14 protein-coding genes are annotated in these 17,658 nt (G+C 34.0%); 6 read left to right on the top strand and 8 right to left on the bottom strand.

Features of this window, described 5'->3' with window-relative positions:
* Nucleotides 1–3 precede the first annotated feature (3 nt).
* Nucleotides 4–1,308, top strand: coding sequence for a purine/pyrimidine permease (locus FG382_RS16795; protein WP_142540043.1), 1,305 nt, complete (start codon nt 4–6; stop codon nt 1,306–1,308).
* 310 nt (nt 1,309–1,618) lie between these two features.
* Here the strand turns inward: FG382_RS16795 and FG382_RS16790 are convergent, their stop codons facing one another.
* From FG382_RS16790 to FG382_RS16770, 5 genes are all read right to left on the bottom strand, one after another.
* Complete coding sequence (locus FG382_RS16790) at nt 1,619–3,103, bottom strand: hypothetical protein (RefSeq protein WP_142540042.1); 1,485 nt, start codon at nt 3,101–3,103, stop codon at nt 1,619–1,621.
* A 1-nt stretch (nt 3,104) separates the two neighbouring features.
* On the bottom strand, nt 3,105–3,956 hold the full coding sequence (locus FG382_RS16785) for a hypothetical protein (protein WP_142540041.1): 852 nt from the start codon (nt 3,954–3,956) through the stop codon (nt 3,105–3,107).
* 333 nt (nt 3,957–4,289) lie between these two features.
* Complete coding sequence (locus FG382_RS16780; protein WP_142540040.1) at nt 4,290–5,948, bottom strand: hypothetical protein; 1,659 nt, start codon at nt 5,946–5,948, stop codon at nt 4,290–4,292.
* Nucleotides 5,949–6,032: 84 nt separating this feature from the next.
* Nucleotides 6,033–8,303 carry a hypothetical protein gene (locus tag FG382_RS16775; protein ID WP_142540039.1) on the bottom strand — a complete coding sequence of 757 codons (2,271 nt, stop codon included), beginning with the start codon at nt 8,301–8,303 and terminating at the stop codon, nt 6,033–6,035.
* 113 nt (nt 8,304–8,416) lie between these two features.
* Nucleotides 8,417–9,391, bottom strand: coding sequence for a helix-turn-helix transcriptional regulator (locus tag FG382_RS16770; protein WP_142540038.1), 975 nt, complete (start codon nt 9,389–9,391; stop codon nt 8,417–8,419).
* A gap of 194 nt (nt 9,392–9,585) precedes the next feature.
* On the opposite strand from FG382_RS16770, the gene FG382_RS23030 reads away from it, so the two are divergent.
* A complete protein-coding gene (locus tag FG382_RS23030; RefSeq protein WP_211356418.1) occupies nt 9,586–9,903 on the top strand; it encodes a site-specific integrase in 318 nt (105 codons plus the stop codon).
* Between the two features lie 357 nt (nt 9,904–10,260).
* On the opposite strand, the gene FG382_RS16760 is transcribed toward FG382_RS23030, so the two are convergent.
* Both FG382_RS16760 and FG382_RS16755 read right to left on the bottom strand, forming a co-directional pair.
* Entirely contained in the window at nt 10,261–10,800 is a 540-nt protein-coding gene (locus tag FG382_RS16760) for a sigma-70 family RNA polymerase sigma factor (protein ID WP_170206560.1), read from the bottom strand.
* 120 nt (nt 10,801–10,920) lie between these two features.
* On the bottom strand, nt 10,921–11,109 hold the full coding sequence (locus FG382_RS16755; protein WP_142540036.1) for a hypothetical protein: 189 nt from the start codon (nt 11,107–11,109) through the stop codon (nt 10,921–10,923).
* Between the two features lie 426 nt (nt 11,110–11,535).
* On the opposite strand from FG382_RS16755, the gene FG382_RS16750 reads away from it, so the two are divergent.
* From FG382_RS16750 to FG382_RS16735, 4 genes are all read left to right on the top strand, one after another.
* Nucleotides 11,536–12,786, top strand: coding sequence for a hypothetical protein (locus FG382_RS16750; RefSeq protein ID WP_142540035.1), 1,251 nt, complete (start codon nt 11,536–11,538; stop codon nt 12,784–12,786).
* Nucleotides 12,787–14,143: 1,357 nt separating this feature from the next.
* Nucleotides 14,144–15,622: a hypothetical protein gene (locus tag FG382_RS16745; protein ID WP_142540034.1), complete on the top strand. Its 1,479-nt coding sequence runs from the start codon at nt 14,144–14,146 to the stop codon at nt 15,620–15,622.
* An 86-nt stretch (nt 15,623–15,708) separates the two neighbouring features.
* Entirely contained in the window at nt 15,709–16,191 is a 483-nt protein-coding gene (locus tag FG382_RS16740) for a hypothetical protein (RefSeq protein ID WP_211356417.1), read from the top strand.
* 1 nt (nt 16,192) lies between these two features.
* Complete coding sequence (locus tag FG382_RS16735) at nt 16,193–16,462, top strand: hypothetical protein (RefSeq protein WP_142540032.1); 270 nt, start codon at nt 16,193–16,195, stop codon at nt 16,460–16,462.
* A gap of 99 nt (nt 16,463–16,561) precedes the next feature.
* Here FG382_RS16735 and FG382_RS16730 read toward each other — a convergent pair whose 3' ends face one another.
* Nucleotides 16,562–17,614, bottom strand: a complete 1,053-nt coding sequence (locus FG382_RS16730) for a hypothetical protein (RefSeq protein WP_211356416.1) — start codon at nt 17,612–17,614, stop codon at nt 16,562–16,564.
* Between the last annotated feature and the right edge of the window lie 44 nt (nt 17,615–17,658).

Below are 17,658 nucleotides of genomic sequence, written 5' to 3'. Positions count from 1 at the left end.
GTTTTGGATAAGAAATATATTAACGGAACACTTAGTACGTTCCAATGGTTCATCTTCCTTTTGGCGAATGCGATTGCTCTGCCGATTGTAATTGGCGGGGCGTTCGGCCTTTCCATTGATGAAATCACCTCGCTCATGCAGCGTGTCTTCTTCATCGTCGGAATCAGTTCATTCCTTCAAGGATTCATCGGTCACAGGCTCCCTCTTGCAGACGGTCCTGCTGGCTCATGGGTCAGCATATTCGTCATGCTAGGAGCAATTGCGATCCAGCAGACTGGTGACCCGCAGACAGCTTTGCCCCTCCTTATGGGGGCTGTGTTCTTTGCAGGTATTCTTTTAATCGTACTCGGCATCAGTGGACTGGTGCAAAAAATCCTGTTTCTCTTTAGTCCGCTCGTTACTGGAACGTTTCTATTACTGCTAGCTCTGCAGCTGAGTGGTGTATTCCTTGAAGGGATGCTTGCAGTAAAAGAGGACCCGGCTGTGCCTGACTATGGTATGGCAGCGATTGCCTTCTTCGTCTTCATCTTTGTCATCCTACTCTCCAACAAGGGGAAAGGCTGGGTGAAGAGCTACGCCGTTCTTATTGGTATTCTTGCAGGATGGCTCATTGCACTTGTCCTAGGCAAGGCATCAATCAGTACGCCAACACATTCAGCGATATTCCAAGTTCCGGAACTGCTTGCCTGGGGATTGCCGAAGTTGAATGCTGGGATAATTGTTACAGCAATACTGTTTTCTTTCCTGCTCATCTCCAATACGATTGCTGCGGTTACCGCAGTCCGTCAATCTCTTGGCAATGATACAAAGAATTTCGAGTCGACAATCAATCGCAGCTTGTATACAGGCGGCATATCTCATATTCTTGCATCCGGCTTTTCATCGCTCGTGGTCGTGCCACTCCCTGTCACGGCTGGCTTCTTGCAAATGACTGGTGAAAAGAAGATCAAGCCATTCCTATTCGCAAGCATGGGACTTGCTGTTCTCGCACTTATTCCGTCCATCGTCCATGTACTGTCGCTTCTTCCAGGACCGATCGCGAATGCAGCTTTGATGGCTTCTTTCATTAATATGATTGCGATTGCGCTAACGTCACTTACGAAAGAAATACTCGATCAGCGCAGACTGTCCATCCTTGGCATTACGCTTTTGATCAGCATTGGCATCATGTTCCTGCCGACCGGTCTTTTCAGCACACTGCCAGCGGTCATCCAGGATGTTGTCAGCAATGGCCTTCTTGTTGGAACCATTCTGGTCATATTACTAGAGCAGTTCTGGAAACCGCAACGTATATCAGAAAAGTATTGATTTGCCCTATTGGATCTACTTAAGTTTTTCAGAACGACATCTATTATTTATGGGATACTCCTGTGATTTGCGAAGGGAAGAAGCACCATGGATGTCGTTCTCGAAAAATGGGGGGCAGTCAATGCAGACACTGCTTTCCCGGTATTGGTGTCAGATAGCCAATTAATTTTCTTTTTGTCCTTACTCATAAAAAAAGCTGCTCAATCAAACAGCACTTTCATTTATAATTGTAATTGTGCGAGCGCTAACTTACTCAGCACTATTTTTTAAAAAATATACAAAAGACTACCTTCTTAATACCATATTAAATTTAGTTTAAGAAAAATGCCTCTAAATCAACTTCATTTTTTAAAATTCTATGCTCTTCAACACCAACTTCTCGTGCTAATTGAATCGAAGCCGCAGCTAATGTTGCTTTATTCGTATTCAAGTCAAACGCTGCATCAATTAATGTGTTAAACCGCGCATACATCACATCTATTTTTTGAATAATTTCATGATACGCATTATCTACTTTTGCTAATAATCCTGCCATATACTCATCCATATGACGCTTTAATGCAGCTTCTTTTTGACCTAGTTTCCCTTTTGCAATACCCCAAACGAAATTGGTCGTTACCGTACCGATAATCGCTCCTAGTACCGGTATTGGAATAAGTGTTTGACCAATCGCACCACCAATTGCTGCAACACCTGCTTCTAAACATAAAATTTGACCTTGCGTTACAACTTCATCTAAATCAATTTGACCTTTTTGATGATCTACTAAAAGCGAAGTAACTCCCATCGCCGCACTCGTCACTGCCCCTGCAAACGGAGCCGACAACGACGTTAAATTTGTCAAAGTATAAATTGAACCAGCTGTAACACTTGCTTTTGCACCGGCTTTTCCTGACTGTAGTCCGACCTCTTTCCAGTCATCAGCTGTAAAATCGGACAGCTTCGTACCAGATTTTACTTTTGAATAAATGTTTGTACAAGCGCTCAAAGCTGCACTAATTGCTGCGGCAGTACCCGCAACCTTCATTCCTTCTTTTAATGACGGGCCAGCATTTGCTTGTACTACTTCCTTTTTTTGCTCAGCATCTTTATCAATTTCATTTATTTTTTGTTGATTTTCTTCGACGATTTGTTCTTGATTATTTTGGAGTGTTTCGTGTGCTTTTCCTGTTTGTACTTCGCCGTATTTCGAAATAGACTGTTTTACAACATCATCAAATGAACGTCCTGTTTGTTGTTCTATCTCATCTACTTTCTGTAGAATCGATCTAATGGATTTTTCACTTAAATCCGTAGAGTTTTGACCACTGCGCAAAGCTTGAATGATATTGTATTGATCTTTAGGAATTATATAATCCATCGCCTTATCTTGGTATTTATCAAAATGCTCTAACACACTAGACAACGAATTATTCGCTCCGTTAATGAATTTCGATTGCGCTTTTACACCGTTCAAAATAAAATCTTCTGGCGCTGTTCTTCCCACACCTTCGAACATTGCAACATTTGCTTGACCGTTTAAAGCTGCTTTAGCGTTCCGGATATGCACCTCAAAATTTTCAGCGATTTCACCATGCTTTGTTTTTTGAGAACCTAAAATATTTTCTGGTGAATTTAAAAATTGGCGCATTTTTGCTACGTGCTGTAATGCTTTTTCAAAATTTTCATTTTGAATTTGTTTTTCTTTTAATGTATCGCTGACTATTGAATCTAACTGTTTTGCAATCGATTGACTCTTCCAAACATTAAATCCATCGACACCAGCTGCAACGAATTGATCTTTCCAAACTGCCATATTATTTTCCTATTTCTTTCATAAATAATTTCGACAATGAAGAAGTGTTATTAATTATTGCGATTAACTCTTGTCTTTGATCTGACGAATATTGTTCGAATGAAGTAATGTTTTGTGATGCATTCGTAAAATTCGTGATCATTTTATATAATTCATTCATTAATTTTTTTGTCGTAGAAGTTAATTCAACAATTTCATATTGAATCGCATCAATTTTACTACGTTCTTTTGCAATTTCTAATCTTTCTTTATCTGCTTTTATCGCAGCCTCTTTATTTTTTTTGCTTGCATATACGCCACCCGCTAGTAGACTTGCTGCACCAATGCTCCAACCAATTGGACCTGCTAATGCTAATAATGCGTTACCCGTAGCCATACCGCCACCACCTGCAGCTAATGCACCACCACCAAGCCAAGCCAAGGCCGCATTTGTTGCCGCCGCTCCAGTTAATCCTGAAATAGCAGCACCAGTTGAAGCTGTTCCAAAAGTTGTAGCTATTGCCATGGCTGCTGTTGGTGCAAATGCTGCTGTAGCTACACCAGCTGCTACACCGGCTACCGAACCTCCACCAGCAATTTTAATCATTAATTTTTCATCATACGTAATTTCACTTAATGCTTTAAAGCTTGCAGTATTAATGCGAATTGCATCAAATTCCTTGTCAAATTCCTTCGGTGTATTAGCAATTGAATTGATATAGCGTTCTACATTGTGAATGACTTCCAATGCCGATGTACGAGAATTATGTAAATTCACCGCAGCTTTTTGTACATTTTTTTGTGCATTTTCATAATTTGATACTTCTTTTTTTAATTTTTCAACAGCTTCTTTTTTCAATGAACCGTTTAGCATACAATCACCTCTATGTAAAAATTAATATTTTTTTTATTTCTATATACTTCACAAATTTATAATCCATAAATGCAGAATTTAATAAACCTATTATAAAAAACACCTGTATAGCGTCTCCTTCTTTAAGCGTCATCTATTTCTTCACACGACCGACTTTACGGCTTTTGCGAGTGGCTCGTAGGGGTACAGGGTTTTGTTTTGATTGAAGTATTTGAGTAAGTTAAAGCTCTGGTCAATAGAGTCCAAACGTTATTTTTTCATAATCATGTAATACTTTTTCAAATTTAAATCCCAAAGTCGACAATGTATTCGATATTTACAGCTACGTTAAGACTATTCAAACACAAACTTTGTCGTCTTATCGAGCATCTTCTTGCGAAGTTGCTCTTTTGTTTCATAACTCATATTAATATTTTCCGCTTTTACGATGGATGTGAGTATACAATTTAACTCCTCTTTTGTAGAAGCATTTTCAATTTTTTCATTATAAGAACGTACTTTACCAATTAACTCCTCAATTTCTTGGTACGTAATTTGTGCCAGCTCACTCGCCTTTTGAGCAAGTTGCTTATTTACGTTTTCGTAGTACGCTGTTTGTTCTTTAATATTGTCCCTTAACCAATATGAGAACGTAAAAAATTGTTTTACTTCTTGGGCATGGTCAATGAAATATAACAGACCAATACTAATAATCCCTGTAAGGAAAGCGCTTAAAAAGATGGCCAGTGCATCACTAACATCGTCAAATTGACCGAGGCCTGGAATTTTTAAAACCGCCTCATGAATCAGCGTTCCAAGTAACACAGTTGCAAGACCGACAAGAATCTTTGCGACAGCTTTCATCTTTTGAGAAAATGTCGTATGATCGTCACAAAAAAATAGAATTTTAGATATTTCAACGATGCTCGCCCAACATTCACGAATCACTTGTACGACACGCTTTGCTGTTCCTATGAAAATATTAACAATCGTGGTCGTAATTGAAGATAAAACCCCTGCAATCAATCCTTCCTTAAACGTCTCAATAAACTTTTTATACTTAATGATGATGTTTTGAATCGTTGATTTAAAAATATCAGCGATGGCTATGAAAAACTCTTTGATTTGGAAGTTTTGCTTCATTTTTTGAATTAAATTTTTGATGCCTTTACGAACAGAAATCCAAATCTCTGTAAAAAGCAGCCCTAACACTTGGCGTAAGCCCATTTTATAGCCTGTTATTGCTGCATCTTTCCCAGCAGGCTTTAAAAACTTGCCACTTGCATAATACGCTTTTCCAAGCTGTGCATTATAAACTGCTCGCGCTTTTTTATCAGCCTTTTTCATTAGTTCAAAATCAGCTTTCAACAGATTTTCATGCTTCTCAATTTGCTTTTGCTGTTCTGGTGTTGGATTTTTGATGCTTTTTAACTCTTTTAGTTTTTGCTCATTCGCTGCTTGACGTTGTTGTAGCCTAGCAACTACTTCATCCATCGTATCGGCATTTTTACTACGGTTAATGGAAAAATTCGTTGCGTTCAAATTGGTATCTTGGTTCGCTAGCTCGACACCATCTAAACCAGCAAGTAAACGAGCCGGGTCGCCGTGAATTTTTTTTGCTGATATAACATGATCTAAATCGAATTTCCCGTTTAGCGACTCACCAGTATAAGCATCTACTAATGTCCCATCATCACGCATTTTGCTCAAAGTTGCGTTTTTTGAACCGTAGCTCCCACTTTTACCACCACCATGATAATCATTACTGTTATACGCAGAGCGTTTGTCGTAAGCTTGGCGTGCTTGCTCATCTTTAATACCATATTTACGAGCTGTTACTAGCGTATCAACGTTACCACCATTTTGATCATTAAATAACGCCGGGTTTAATCCGAACGCTTTAAAAAGCGATGATACGACAAGATGTTCAAACTGCTCCATAATGGATTGGCTCGGTGGTTGGTTTTCATCGACTGCAATTGTATCCATTTGTTTCAAATTATTTGCTAACATCTGTAACACTTCCATTTGCTTTTAATTATTTAACAAAGAACGTTAAAGGTGATATTACAATGAAACCCATCACCTTTATGAGATTTATACCGTGTATACTAATAACCCTTGTGTAAGGTCGATTGCATACAGACGATTGTTATGATATAAAATTTCGTGGACATTTGAATTTTCAATGCCGATTTCCATCTCTGCTACCATTTCATCTGTATCAAGGTTAAATTCTAAAATTCGTTGCTTACAACTTACACCTATATGACTTCTGTAATCATCACATAGTAAGCGGTAGTCACCCGTTTCAGAATAATAATCTAACACAAACATACGCTTACCAAAAATCGTTACTTTGTTGGCTAAGCCGAAACCTAAATATTTATATAAATAATTATCACGAATTAAGTTTGAATCATAATTATTCGCATTGAAGGCAAAGTTATGAATATATTCATTGACGTTCTTTTTATCTAACATTATCTTTGCCGGTGCCTGTATAGATACAGCTTCGCCATTTTGAACGCGATATAATGCAATTGTTTGTTGGCGTTGATTTGTATATATGTTGTCAATAAAAGATCGCTCTGATGCCATATAAACAAAGCCATCTAGCTCATCACTTGGCTCAATATGAACAATCGTTTGATTCTCCTCTAATGCATTTAAAACTTTTAACGTATTGTCCCATAGCTGTCCACCTTCCTCTGTTAAGCGACCGTTTTCATAAATATATCTGTTATAGTAAACGTTTTGCATGCTGCCTGATAAGCAGCCAAGTAAAATGACTTCAACACGATTTTCTCCTACCGGGTGAAGAGCTGCGCTAATTAATTGATAGGCCGGATCAAAATAATTGAATTCCCCTAAATTTAAGTCAAACTGTGCTGACTTATTGTTTTTCGCATCGTAGATTACAAAACGGTCAAAGCCAAACGTTTTCCCGATTGTTACAATTGAATATCTGCCAGAATGATCTGTATAGATATTGTGTTTACCATCAACTTGGTTAATGCTTGCTTTCCAGTAATCTTTATCGAACGGTACACAATAATCATAAGCATCTGTAATTAAGCTCACATGTCTATATTCTGCAAAATCATGATCATAACTTTGTCTTTCAGAAGCTAACGAATAGCTCGTTGCATTGCCATTACTATAATGACTAGCATAACCTACTAATACGTCCTCAAAAGCACGTCTTACACTACGACCATCTGGCATTTTTTGAACGCTTACTAAGGCACGGTCTTCAAAATGAAGCGTTGTATACTCATCATATTGCTCCTGTAACGAATTAAGCCTCTCAGCACCATAGCTTTCTACTAAACTACGCTCCGAATCTGTAATGACTTGGAAAGCTATATCCGTATTTAACTCATTGCCCTGCTCTTTCGAATAAATTGGCGTATTTAACAGACGCACAGCTAAAGCAACCATTTTTATCACGTTATCAATTACTAAATCCGCGCGCTCATCGTATAACTCATAATCTGTTCCATAAACGTTCATCACATCCATAAACGCTTCAATTTCTGAATCTAAAAGTACTTTCGTTTTCATAAGCTCACTATTTAATGAATGCGTTAACTCGTACAGCTTTTTTAAATCATGATTAATTTTTTGTATGTTGCGGATACAGCTCACAACTTCGCTCATACATTGGTTGATTTCTTCTGTTAACGATTTTTCACGTAGCTTTAGAATCGTTGCTGTAATCGGACTTTCTTTAAACAGCGATAACACGCTAAAATCATTTTCGTAAATTTTAAGAAGTGTCGAATCTAATTTAGAAAACTCAATCCCTTGACCATGATCAATCGCCAATTTTACATTTAACTTTGTTTCAATACTTTTTAGCTTATACTCTGGCTTGTTATGTAATTTCTCAAACTCAGATGCAAAAACCGCTAAGCTATTACGGATATTTTGACGCACCATTCCGCCGTTCTCTAATTCAATAGCTACTTTACGCTCTAACACTTCTTTGTCATCTAACAAGCTATTTAACTCGTTTGCTTTAGCTGTTAAATTTGCATCTAGATCTTTTAAACGTTGCGCTGACAACCTCGCCTTACTACCTGGGAATAGAAGACCTACTAGCTTATCAGCAGGCATATCGCTCACTCGATATTTTAAATCGCTAATTGTACCTGTAGGATTATGTCGTAAGTCCGAAATGAAATCTTTCGTATCTCTCATTTTCCATCTAGCTTCAAATAATACATTTTCTTTTATATGATCCACTTTGTCATACGTTTTCGTAAAACCTTCTTCTACTTTGTCTTTCACTGCATTTCCTGCTCTGCTAGCCTTCCATGCTACTTCGTCTTTAATAGAACCCAACTTATACCAAATACTCATTGTTCACTATACCTACTTTCTAGGAATTTATATTTCAATCCTCAATTTGATCAGTAAATACTGCTTAATTGAAGTAACTTATACTTATATGACAGTTTATAGCCATAGAAAGATTACTTTGTGTACTTCTGATTGATTTTCTTATGTATGATTGCCAATTCATTTCGAAAACTTTCCGGTCCCAACACTTCCACAAACTCCCCTTGACTCAGCAACCACATCTTAATCCCCTTACCAAAAACCTCAGCTTCAAAAACCAAGCCATCGTCCAGCTTTTCTACAACTCTCGCTGTTGGTAATCGGTCAAGGACTGCTTGTGGAGAAGGTCCAGTAAACTTGAACTTAAAATTGATAAGATCTCCTGAATACATGAACTGTACGCGTTTGCGAAATTCGCCTTCTTGGAAACGTTCATGGTATGGCACTTTGAAAGGTATCAATGTTTGCTCAAATCGTTCAATTCGGTCAACCCGATAAATAGTTGGATAGTCGAAATCTTTCACGACCGGATAAGCAATCAAGTAAAAATAGTATTCAGAGAAAATGATGCCAACTGGCTTTACTTTTCGCTCACTTGCTTGTTCATCAAATTCACGTTTATAGTGTATTACTATGGCTTTTTTCGCCTGAATGGCTAACGACAGTTGCCACAACTTATCAAGTAATTCCTTTTTATGAAACAGCTCGACATATAAATGCTTTTCATTCGCCATCATTTTCTGAATCACTGTTTGGTCACCTTTTTTAGCAAGTTGCGTAAGCTTATCGATTAAGCTGTCCATCTCCTTTTTAGGAAATGCACGAGATTCAATTAAAACTTTTAGAATAGCGAAAATCTCTTCATTTCTAAGCCAGCCCGGTGTCTTTGTTTCAAACACATAGGCTTTTTTCCAGCGATCGTAATAAACATATTCGTTACTTTTTTCTAATTCTAGAAAGTCACGGATACTGTCAATATCTCGCTGAATCGACTTTTCACTTATTTGAAAACGAGTTGCTTCTTCCTTTTTAATAAGTGTTTCACCGTTCGTAAGACGCTCATACATAGACAAAATACGATGAATTTGCGGCTCCTTATCTCCTCTCATTGCATCACCTCGTTAAATCTATCTTACTAATGTAATTGGACATATTGTGACCATCCAAACAACTAAACTAAAACTATACACCTCAATTATACCAGTACTTGCATTTCTTTTGTGATACTTTATACACAGAGGTGAAGGAGTATTGTACCAGCACCATATAAAAACTTCAGCTTCTTTACCTGACTTAATTTTACGTGTTGTTACACCTTAATAAACAACATATTGAAGCACCTATATATACAACTAATAAGCGGATTTTAGAGGATGATGGAGAAGAAGCTGAATATTTCTATACACGTGAGCAACTTATTCACTTCCTATCATGCTTAGAACAGGAAATTAACTGCAAGGCCTATTCGTTATTACTTTTATTAGCGTTTAGCGGTATGCATAAAGGTGAGGCACTCGCTTTAACGTGGATTGATTTAAACTTTACTACAAATGAACTTCGCATTAATAAGGCTTTATCAAGTGGCAAGTGTAATTATTTGATATTCATTGAAATTGTTTGATAAATAAAAAATGCCAAACCCCTTATTAGTCAAGGGTTTTGACATATGACATAAACCATAAAATTTCCTTCAAATAAATCATAAAGTTTCCACTCATAGAGCCATATAGCTTTAAGTAATTTTTAAAGCTATAACATTTTTAAAGATTAACATTACGCAATTACCACAAAATATTCTTCTATTTTTCCTTTCTTCTAACTAGGTTGTAGTTTACGTAAGCTCTATACGTATGCTCTTTTGTTAACTCTTGAATTACCATTTATAAATAATCCATCTTTTTTTTCAGAAATGATTAATAAATATAGGGTTATTTACATTGGAAAGCCGACATCTCCTATCATTTGAACAAATTCTACATTATCCATTTTTTATTTCCCTCCTTACTTTCTTTAGAGCTTGATTTTTAGTTTTGGTAATTGCCTGTTGAGATACTCTAAGCAACTTTGCTATTTCAATATCTTTCATGTTATTAATATAAGATAAATAGAGAATTTGTTTCTGCCTTTTGGTAAGTTTAGAAACAATTTTATATACTATAGGGTCTTCAATGTAATCTTCTAATTTAGTATTATTCAAAAAATACACATCTGCTTTTGATTCAAATAAATTCATTATTGAATCTTCGTTATCCTCATCTTTTTTGTCTAAAACTAATTGATTTCTTTCTTTATATTCCCTATCTTTCTTGTCATATCTTTTAGCTTCAAAACCTATAACTTTAGAAAAATAGGTAATGAGTTTAATCTTATAATAAAATTCTACAAACCTTCGATTCAGTAGTTCTCTTTTTTCATTCGAAGGTTCTTGGCAATAAAGATCATATACTTTTGCATTATCTTCTTGGTTTAAAAAACCAATGAGTATAGGATTTTTAATCTGACCTCTTTCAATAATCATTCTCCGATACCACCCAACCATTAAGATAATTTTATTAAAAGGTAAAGAATAAATTCTTATATACATTAATCCCTTTAAAAAATGGAAAGACACTTTATCCTGTTGCGTCCTCCTATAAACTTATTCTTTACTTAAAAGATCAAAGAAGTTTGGAATCAAATCAACCTTTAAATTATCTATTTGCTTGAGTATTTTAATTTTTAATTCTTGTTCAAGCTCTTCTTGTTCCTGGAACGTTGTTTCCTTTAAAGCTCTCTTTATTTTAGGAGTTAAAATATCGATAATTTCTTCATAATCTATTCTTTTCATTACCTTCACCCTTTCCAAAATAGATCATATGTTCTATTTTTAGATAAAAAAAAATGGCCCTTCTATATATAAAGGGTTAAAAGTGCAACTTTTAACAACCTTTTACCAATTTTAGTCTGTCTTATTTTAGAGAATTTTGTTCTTTGTCGGCCGATGACTACACATCATTCAAGTAACTCATCTTAAACACTGTGGGATACCAATATGATATTTACCAAAACTTATTACTCCCCAAGTCATTGCCGCCACTCCATAATTTTATCTTTACTTTCGATAAATCTCAACAGTTTTGTCATTGATGCATAAGCTAAATTACTGACAACTAATTAAAAAACAAAATTTATTGAATGAGAGTTGTTAATTTAACTTTAAGTTTCCCTTTATTTAGTGAAGACCAAAAAATATAAGAATATGGAGGTATTTAAAATGGCATTACTATCTACTTTAACTGAAGCAGAAAACGCATTTGAAACTTATTTTGAATATGGAAATAGGTACAACAAGCTATTGGACCAAATTACCGGGCATCGGAACCTGGCTAATTCAACTACTAAACAACGAATGGGAATGCAACTTCAATTTTTAGCAGCTTTGTATCCTCGAACTGCTGATACTAACCGAAAATCCAGGATCGCTAGTGAAATTACTTTACTTATGAACAATTTTAACAATAGTGGGCAGTTCAATGTAGATAAACTAACTTATAGTGCAGTATTGGACGATCCAGGTCATGGTATGATTTTGTTAGGATTAGCATTGATTAAAAAGGGTTCAACTTATAATGGACTTAATGCTAATACAAAAGGCATCGTGGACACAATCGCAAAGAACCTTTTTGATAAGCTTGGTCAGCATTTATATCAGTTCTGTCTCAATGAAGTTAATACGGACACAACGCCATATAAATATAAAGGTTTAAATCCTGTGCCTAAGTTTTCACTAAATATTGCTGCATTAGTTGCAGGTGCCTTAAGTGTTTACTCAGACCTAGTCAATAAGTCAACAGCACACCGGAGTGCAATTGTGACATTTTCTAATACAGTCGTAGGAAGATATGGGACAACAAATAATTCTCGTACCTTTGTTCCTATCGGTGGTAGAAGTACTAATAGAAAGCCATTCGGTTCCTCTGGATATAATGCCTACACTGGTATGGGATTATCACTGGCCGCACATGGTCACACGGGTACTGGAGATTTAAGAATCCCTTCTAATGGTGGGCAATATTTAACACAGGCCAAACAAATAGCCGCATTCTATACATCAGTATTACTGTCGCGCCAAGCCTATGAAATTCACGAGCCATTTGATTTTAATGGAACACAGCCTACTGTAACTAGTATTAACGCAGTTGTGGAGCAAATGATGAAAGAGCCAGCGAGTCTAGTTACAAGTAAAGATACTATTGGACATGCAACAGGACTGCTGAACCATAAACAACCAACTGCTTATCTTTATAATTTAGCATGGCTAGGTGATACTACTTTTCTAGCAGCAGTAGATAAACGAGTGGTTTTGGCAGGTGAAGCAAAAAATCTAGATCAAGTTTCTGCAATGCGAGCATGTATGAATGCATTGCCTAATCCTGCAGATAACGCACCTGCAGCTAACCGAATCCTTTCAGGTTTTGCAGGATTGCTAGAACGTGGAATTAATCAGATCACTGACGGAAAGTAATTGTTGTAGTTAGTAATGGGGCTGTCGAACTGAGGCTTTCAGCCCTTCTGGTGTGTTAGTTTTCCTAGAAGATAATCGTTCAATACAAAGAAGCTAAGAGAACACTCTCTTAGCTTCTTTGTTATTCTTTAAAGTAAAGGCATTAACCATTCAAGAAATTGAACAGCTAAAAACCAAATTCTTTATAGTGAAGTAACATAAATATCCAATTAAAAATCCGCTAACCTGACGTTTTGTTTTGCGTTAATCCTTCTTTCGTTAAATTCTTGGCAATATGGCAAAGATATACTTAAAGTCACTGCTTTATCAAATAAAAATCAAGCATAAAGTTTCCAAAAGGAAATTTTATGCTTTACGTCACATTGACGTTCACTGAAACTCAATGAAGTTGCTATATGGAGACGGCGGGAGTCGAACCAACTGATTAATATAACGCTGTAATACCAGTGTTTACAAGGTTTTTGATGTAATCTAAAAATGTTTGACCATGGTTTTGACTATGGAGTGAATAAATTACTTACGGAGACAAGAGTTTTATTATGCATTCAACAAAAATGGATCTAAGTCAATATCTTGGTCACAAAAAAGTTATGTCCGTTTGTTGATAAGTCATATCGTTTAGCTGAAACATTTTACAAGTAGTTAGAAACAGTAGTTTGGGATAAAGATGAGAAGGAAGATACAAAAGAAAAGTTGAGGTTGCCATTACCGAGATTGTATCTGACAAACCTAAACGCTCACTAATTTGATTACGGCCATAAGAATGTACCACTTCTGCCATGTTTTTTATCAGCGATTACCTCAAGACTAACCACTCGTTGCCAATGAGGCTACCAATAGGGTTACGTAAAGAAAGTGCAAAATTACATCGTTAAGGATTAGTAACAAAGCTGAAGTTGCAACATTCTCTAACTTTTCCTACAATATTAAAATGTAGAGCCTTCTCATCATAATAAGTTATCTTGTACCATCGTTGGCTTTCCTTATAATAGAAGTAAAAAGTACATCCATAATTATTCTGTAATGCTTCTAAAATCCTTCATATTATATTAATTTAAATTTAAATTTAAATTATCATTTGATAATCCCCAGTCATCTAAAACATCAAAAATTCCAATCATAGTTAATTCACTCCTCTTTTAATTAATAAATGTAGTAAGATCACTTTCGATATTTTAATAAATAGTTTATTTTACAATGTCTATTTATCATGTATTACTTAATAAATGCTACAATATCTATGTGGTACATTTTACCTTATTTTATATTTAATTTAAACTATTCTAATTTGAATTATATTAACCGATTTAAGTGATTTATAGATACCCATTACTGAATTTTAAAAGGAGCTGATTAAATGACTCTAACAGAATTAATAAAAGAATTTAAACATGATAATTTAGAACTATCTATTGATGAAGACAAAGTGTTAATAATTCAATCTAAATCAGATAAGTTTCAGTATAGTACTAAGTCATTGTCTGAAGGCTTAATATTAAACGTTCTATCATTCATTTCAAAAGTTGCATTAGAAAACAAATTCAAGATAGTATCGATAGTAGATGAGGAAATATATTTATTAAATAAGAAATACGATATGCAATTTGTAGTCTATTTAAGCGAAACTGAACCATCAATAGATGAATACGATAAAATATCAAAAATCATCGATATTTTAGATAGTCTTTCACGTGCAAATTCGAATCTCTATATTAATGGAATCCATCAATCTCAACAAATTGTTGTAGGAAATGATGATTGGAAATGTAATGTAAATTTTGATTACGAAGATTTACATACCTTTATTCATGATATTAATGCCTTCTTTAATTTTAAATATAATGAAAATCGCTGTTTATATGGTGATGACTATATAGAATATGTAATTGATTTTCCAGAATTAAAGTCCTTATTTGGATATATGAAGTTACCAGAAGTATACTGCTCCGAAGTTTATAAAGACAGAATATATTATGAAATTACTAAGATATCATTACCATTATTCAATTTAATTATGAAAGAACAAGAATACGGTGATGAGGAAGAGTATCAACATCATGAAAACTTTTCTTTAAAAGTTTTTAATATAAACTCAATATTGGGCATACCTTATACCGACTCTAAGTTTACGGAGATAGCTCTTAAAATTACTAAGAATTTTTTATTTAAACTTTCAATGAAATATAATATTAATTTAAACATTGTTGAGAAAAATATTTATGAAATTAATGCTGAAGATATTGTATCTACTTTGTATGAAAAATTAGAAATGGTTAAAGAAAGTGATTTGTATTATAACCATGAGTATGATGCAGATTTAGTTCAATACTATTATCAAGCATCTTTAATGGAGGATAGTCCGTTTAAATATCTTGCTTATTATCAAGTGGTAGAGTGTATTTACGATGAAGTATTAATGGCCAATACTATTGGAGACATTCAACAGTTAATTAATTCTGCTTGGTTTAATACTAATGATAAGTCAGATATTCAAAAAATCATTGATAAAATCAAATGGCAAAATAACTCTAAAAAAGATGAAGATAAATTAAAGTTAGTAATGGATAAGTATTTTAAGAATAATGCATCTGATGATATTTTCCTTGAAGCTAATAAGGAAATTATAGAATTATGTAAAAAAATGAAAATTATTAAAGATGATTTCGAATTTAAAGACTTACAAAAAATCCTAAAAGTTATATATAGGTATAGATGCGATTGCACTCACTCAAATAGAAATTATCCTATCTCTAAAATAGCAGACGGAAATAGTATTCAAGACTATATAAAGTTAATAAGACTTATTGCAGAAAGAATAATACTAAATTATCGATGATAATTCTTAAGATGCGTTTTAGTTAACAAATTTTGTTTAAACAGTTATATATGTATATAATTCTATCTAAAAATTATTTATAAAGGATGCGATTGTTAGAATACTTTTATAAAAAAATCAAATCGTTATTCGATGATGTTAATTCTGAAAATACTATAATATTCCGTTTTGAAGGTATGGAACAGCTATACTTAGAACTAAAACAATTGTGCGAAGAATATTGGAGCTATCCTCAAGAATTAGCTCAAAGAACAGTTCTCCACAATAGAGAATTTATACAACCATTAGCATTCCATGGAATCCCAAGAACGCATCCATTCCATATCAAAATTTATTTAGATTACTCTCCCAAACTTCATAACGGTCTATTATTAAAAAAGAAGCTTGAAAAGTTAAGACCTTTGATTAAGTCAATTAATGCTCAACTTCCCTTTGGCGAATTAGCTGAGAAAGTACCTCAAATTCAAAATATTGTTAGAGGTATAGATAATAGTATATCAATTGGAGAAAATACAAGCATTGGAAACGATAATGCAATTGGAGATAACGCTTTTGTAAGGGAGAAGTAATTTGCCTGTAAAAATAGAACGTGGTACTAAAATTGGAGATAAAAATGCTATTGGGGATAATGCGAGTGTAAAAATCATCGAGAACAATGCACCTGTTGATAATGGAAGTATAGATATAAAGAGCACTTTGGATAGCAAAGCAGAAAAAAGGTCATGGTTTGGAAAGCATCCTTGGTTATCAGCAATTATTTGCTCATTAATTGCCAGTATTATTATGCTTCTTAATTGGAGACAACTCTTCACTTTCATCGAAGAGTTGTTTAATAAGTAACAGCAATTAATCTCCAGTTACAAATTTAATACAAAGGTGAAATCAATATCTGCATATATAAAAAATCCTTTGGTAAATATTAAATAACCAAGGGATTTTTTATTTGATTGGATTTTTTGCAAATAAATTTAAACATATTTCTATAGCCCTATGTAACCTTGACAAATATAGATTTGCTTGCTCAAAATTCAATTCATTGATTCCAACCTTTTCAAATGAAGATTTGTCCAAATATCCTTTGTGCATTATCTCGTTTCTAAGTGTAAATATATCAAGCAAATTTTTATGTAATACTTCCTCTTTATCAATAAGATTAGCTCCAAACAAATACTTTAAAATAATCTTAAAGTATGTATTTACCATCTGATTTTTTCCCACTTCAGTTAATTTTTCAAGCACTATATCTTTTTCTTTAAGATTTGAATTAACTTTAATAAGTTGTTTAATAAAAGATTCCGCACTAATTGCACAATAGATTATAAATTCTTCGTTTTCTGATGAGTACATCGCTTTAGTTGCTTTATTCAAATAGTTATGCCAAATAGGTTTCAAAATTAGAGAATTCTCATTTCTAAAAACAGATAAAATATCCATATTTATAGGCTTTACTTCTTTCCTCTTAACTTCTTCCATATAATTGTCATTTATTGTATAGTAACTTCTTATATTATCACTAATAGCTGTATCTGGTTCTACAAAAGTATAATCAGTTCGATTACCTATTACACCACTAATGGGATTTAAGGAAATATCAGTAATCCAAAACATTTTTGTTATCTTACTTAATTCAATTAGAAAGATATTTAATTTGTTTTTTACTAATTTAAATATCTCTGTAGTATCTATTTCAGAAACCTCATACGAATTATAAATAACACTGTTCCTAACTGGATAGTCTGAATAATTAAATCGTTTAACAATGGATTCAATCTCTATATAGTTACAAGATTTCTCTCGATACTCTGATAAATAATTACTATTATCCGGATTATCAGAATTAGGAAAAAAAGATACTCTAAAAAGAGAAAACTCTTCATCTGACGGTAATTCGATTTCATATTTCTCTTCATTTTCTAATCTCAAAATATAAGGTAATTTTATTTTAGCCCATAATTTTATTCCCATTATTTTAGAACCCCCTTGTTTCTTCATTATATATTTGTTAAGTCTGATAAAGAAAATACATCCATTTTCTA

Origin of the sequence: Psychrobacillus lasiicapitis (genome assembly GCF_006861795.1) — a bacterium.
Classification (GTDB): domain Bacteria; phylum Bacillota; class Bacilli; order Bacillales_A; family Planococcaceae; genus Psychrobacillus; species Psychrobacillus lasiicapitis.
The sequence above is the reverse complement of the archived record's forward strand: the minus strand, read 5'-3'. Positions and strand labels throughout refer to the sequence as shown.

Coding starts and splice junctions, on each gene's coding strand:
- FG382_RS16740 (WP_211356417.1), top strand. CDS start 15,709: ATGCGATTGTTAGAATACTTTTATAAAAAAATCAAATCGTTATTCGAT.
- FG382_RS16790 (WP_142540042.1), bottom strand. CDS start 3,103: ATGGCAGTTTGGAAAGATCAATTCGTTGCAGCTGGTGTCGATGGATTT.
- FG382_RS16785 (WP_142540041.1), bottom strand. CDS start 3,956: ATGCTAAACGGTTCATTGAAAAAAGAAGCTGTTGAAAAATTAAAAAAA.
- FG382_RS16730 (WP_211356416.1), bottom strand. CDS start 17,614: ATGAAGAAACAAGGGGGTTCTAAAATAATGGGAATAAAATTATGGGCT.
- FG382_RS16780 (WP_142540040.1), bottom strand. CDS start 5,948: ATGTTAGCAAATAATTTGAAACAAATGGATACAATTGCAGTCGATGAA.
- FG382_RS16755 (WP_142540036.1), bottom strand. CDS start 11,109: ATGAAAAGAATAGATTATGAAGAAATTATCGATATTTTAACTCCTAAA.
- FG382_RS16760 (WP_170206560.1), bottom strand. CDS start 10,800: ATGATTATTGAAAGAGGTCAGATTAAAAATCCTATACTCATTGGTTTT.
- FG382_RS16775 (WP_142540039.1), bottom strand. CDS start 8,303: ATGAGTATTTGGTATAAGTTGGGTTCTATTAAAGACGAAGTAGCATGG.
- FG382_RS16745 (WP_142540034.1), top strand. CDS start 14,144: ATGACTCTAACAGAATTAATAAAAGAATTTAAACATGATAATTTAGAA.
- FG382_RS16770 (WP_142540038.1), bottom strand. CDS start 9,391: ATGAGAGGAGATAAGGAGCCGCAAATTCATCGTATTTTGTCTATGTAT.
- FG382_RS16750 (WP_142540035.1), top strand. CDS start 11,536: ATGGCATTACTATCTACTTTAACTGAAGCAGAAAACGCATTTGAAACT.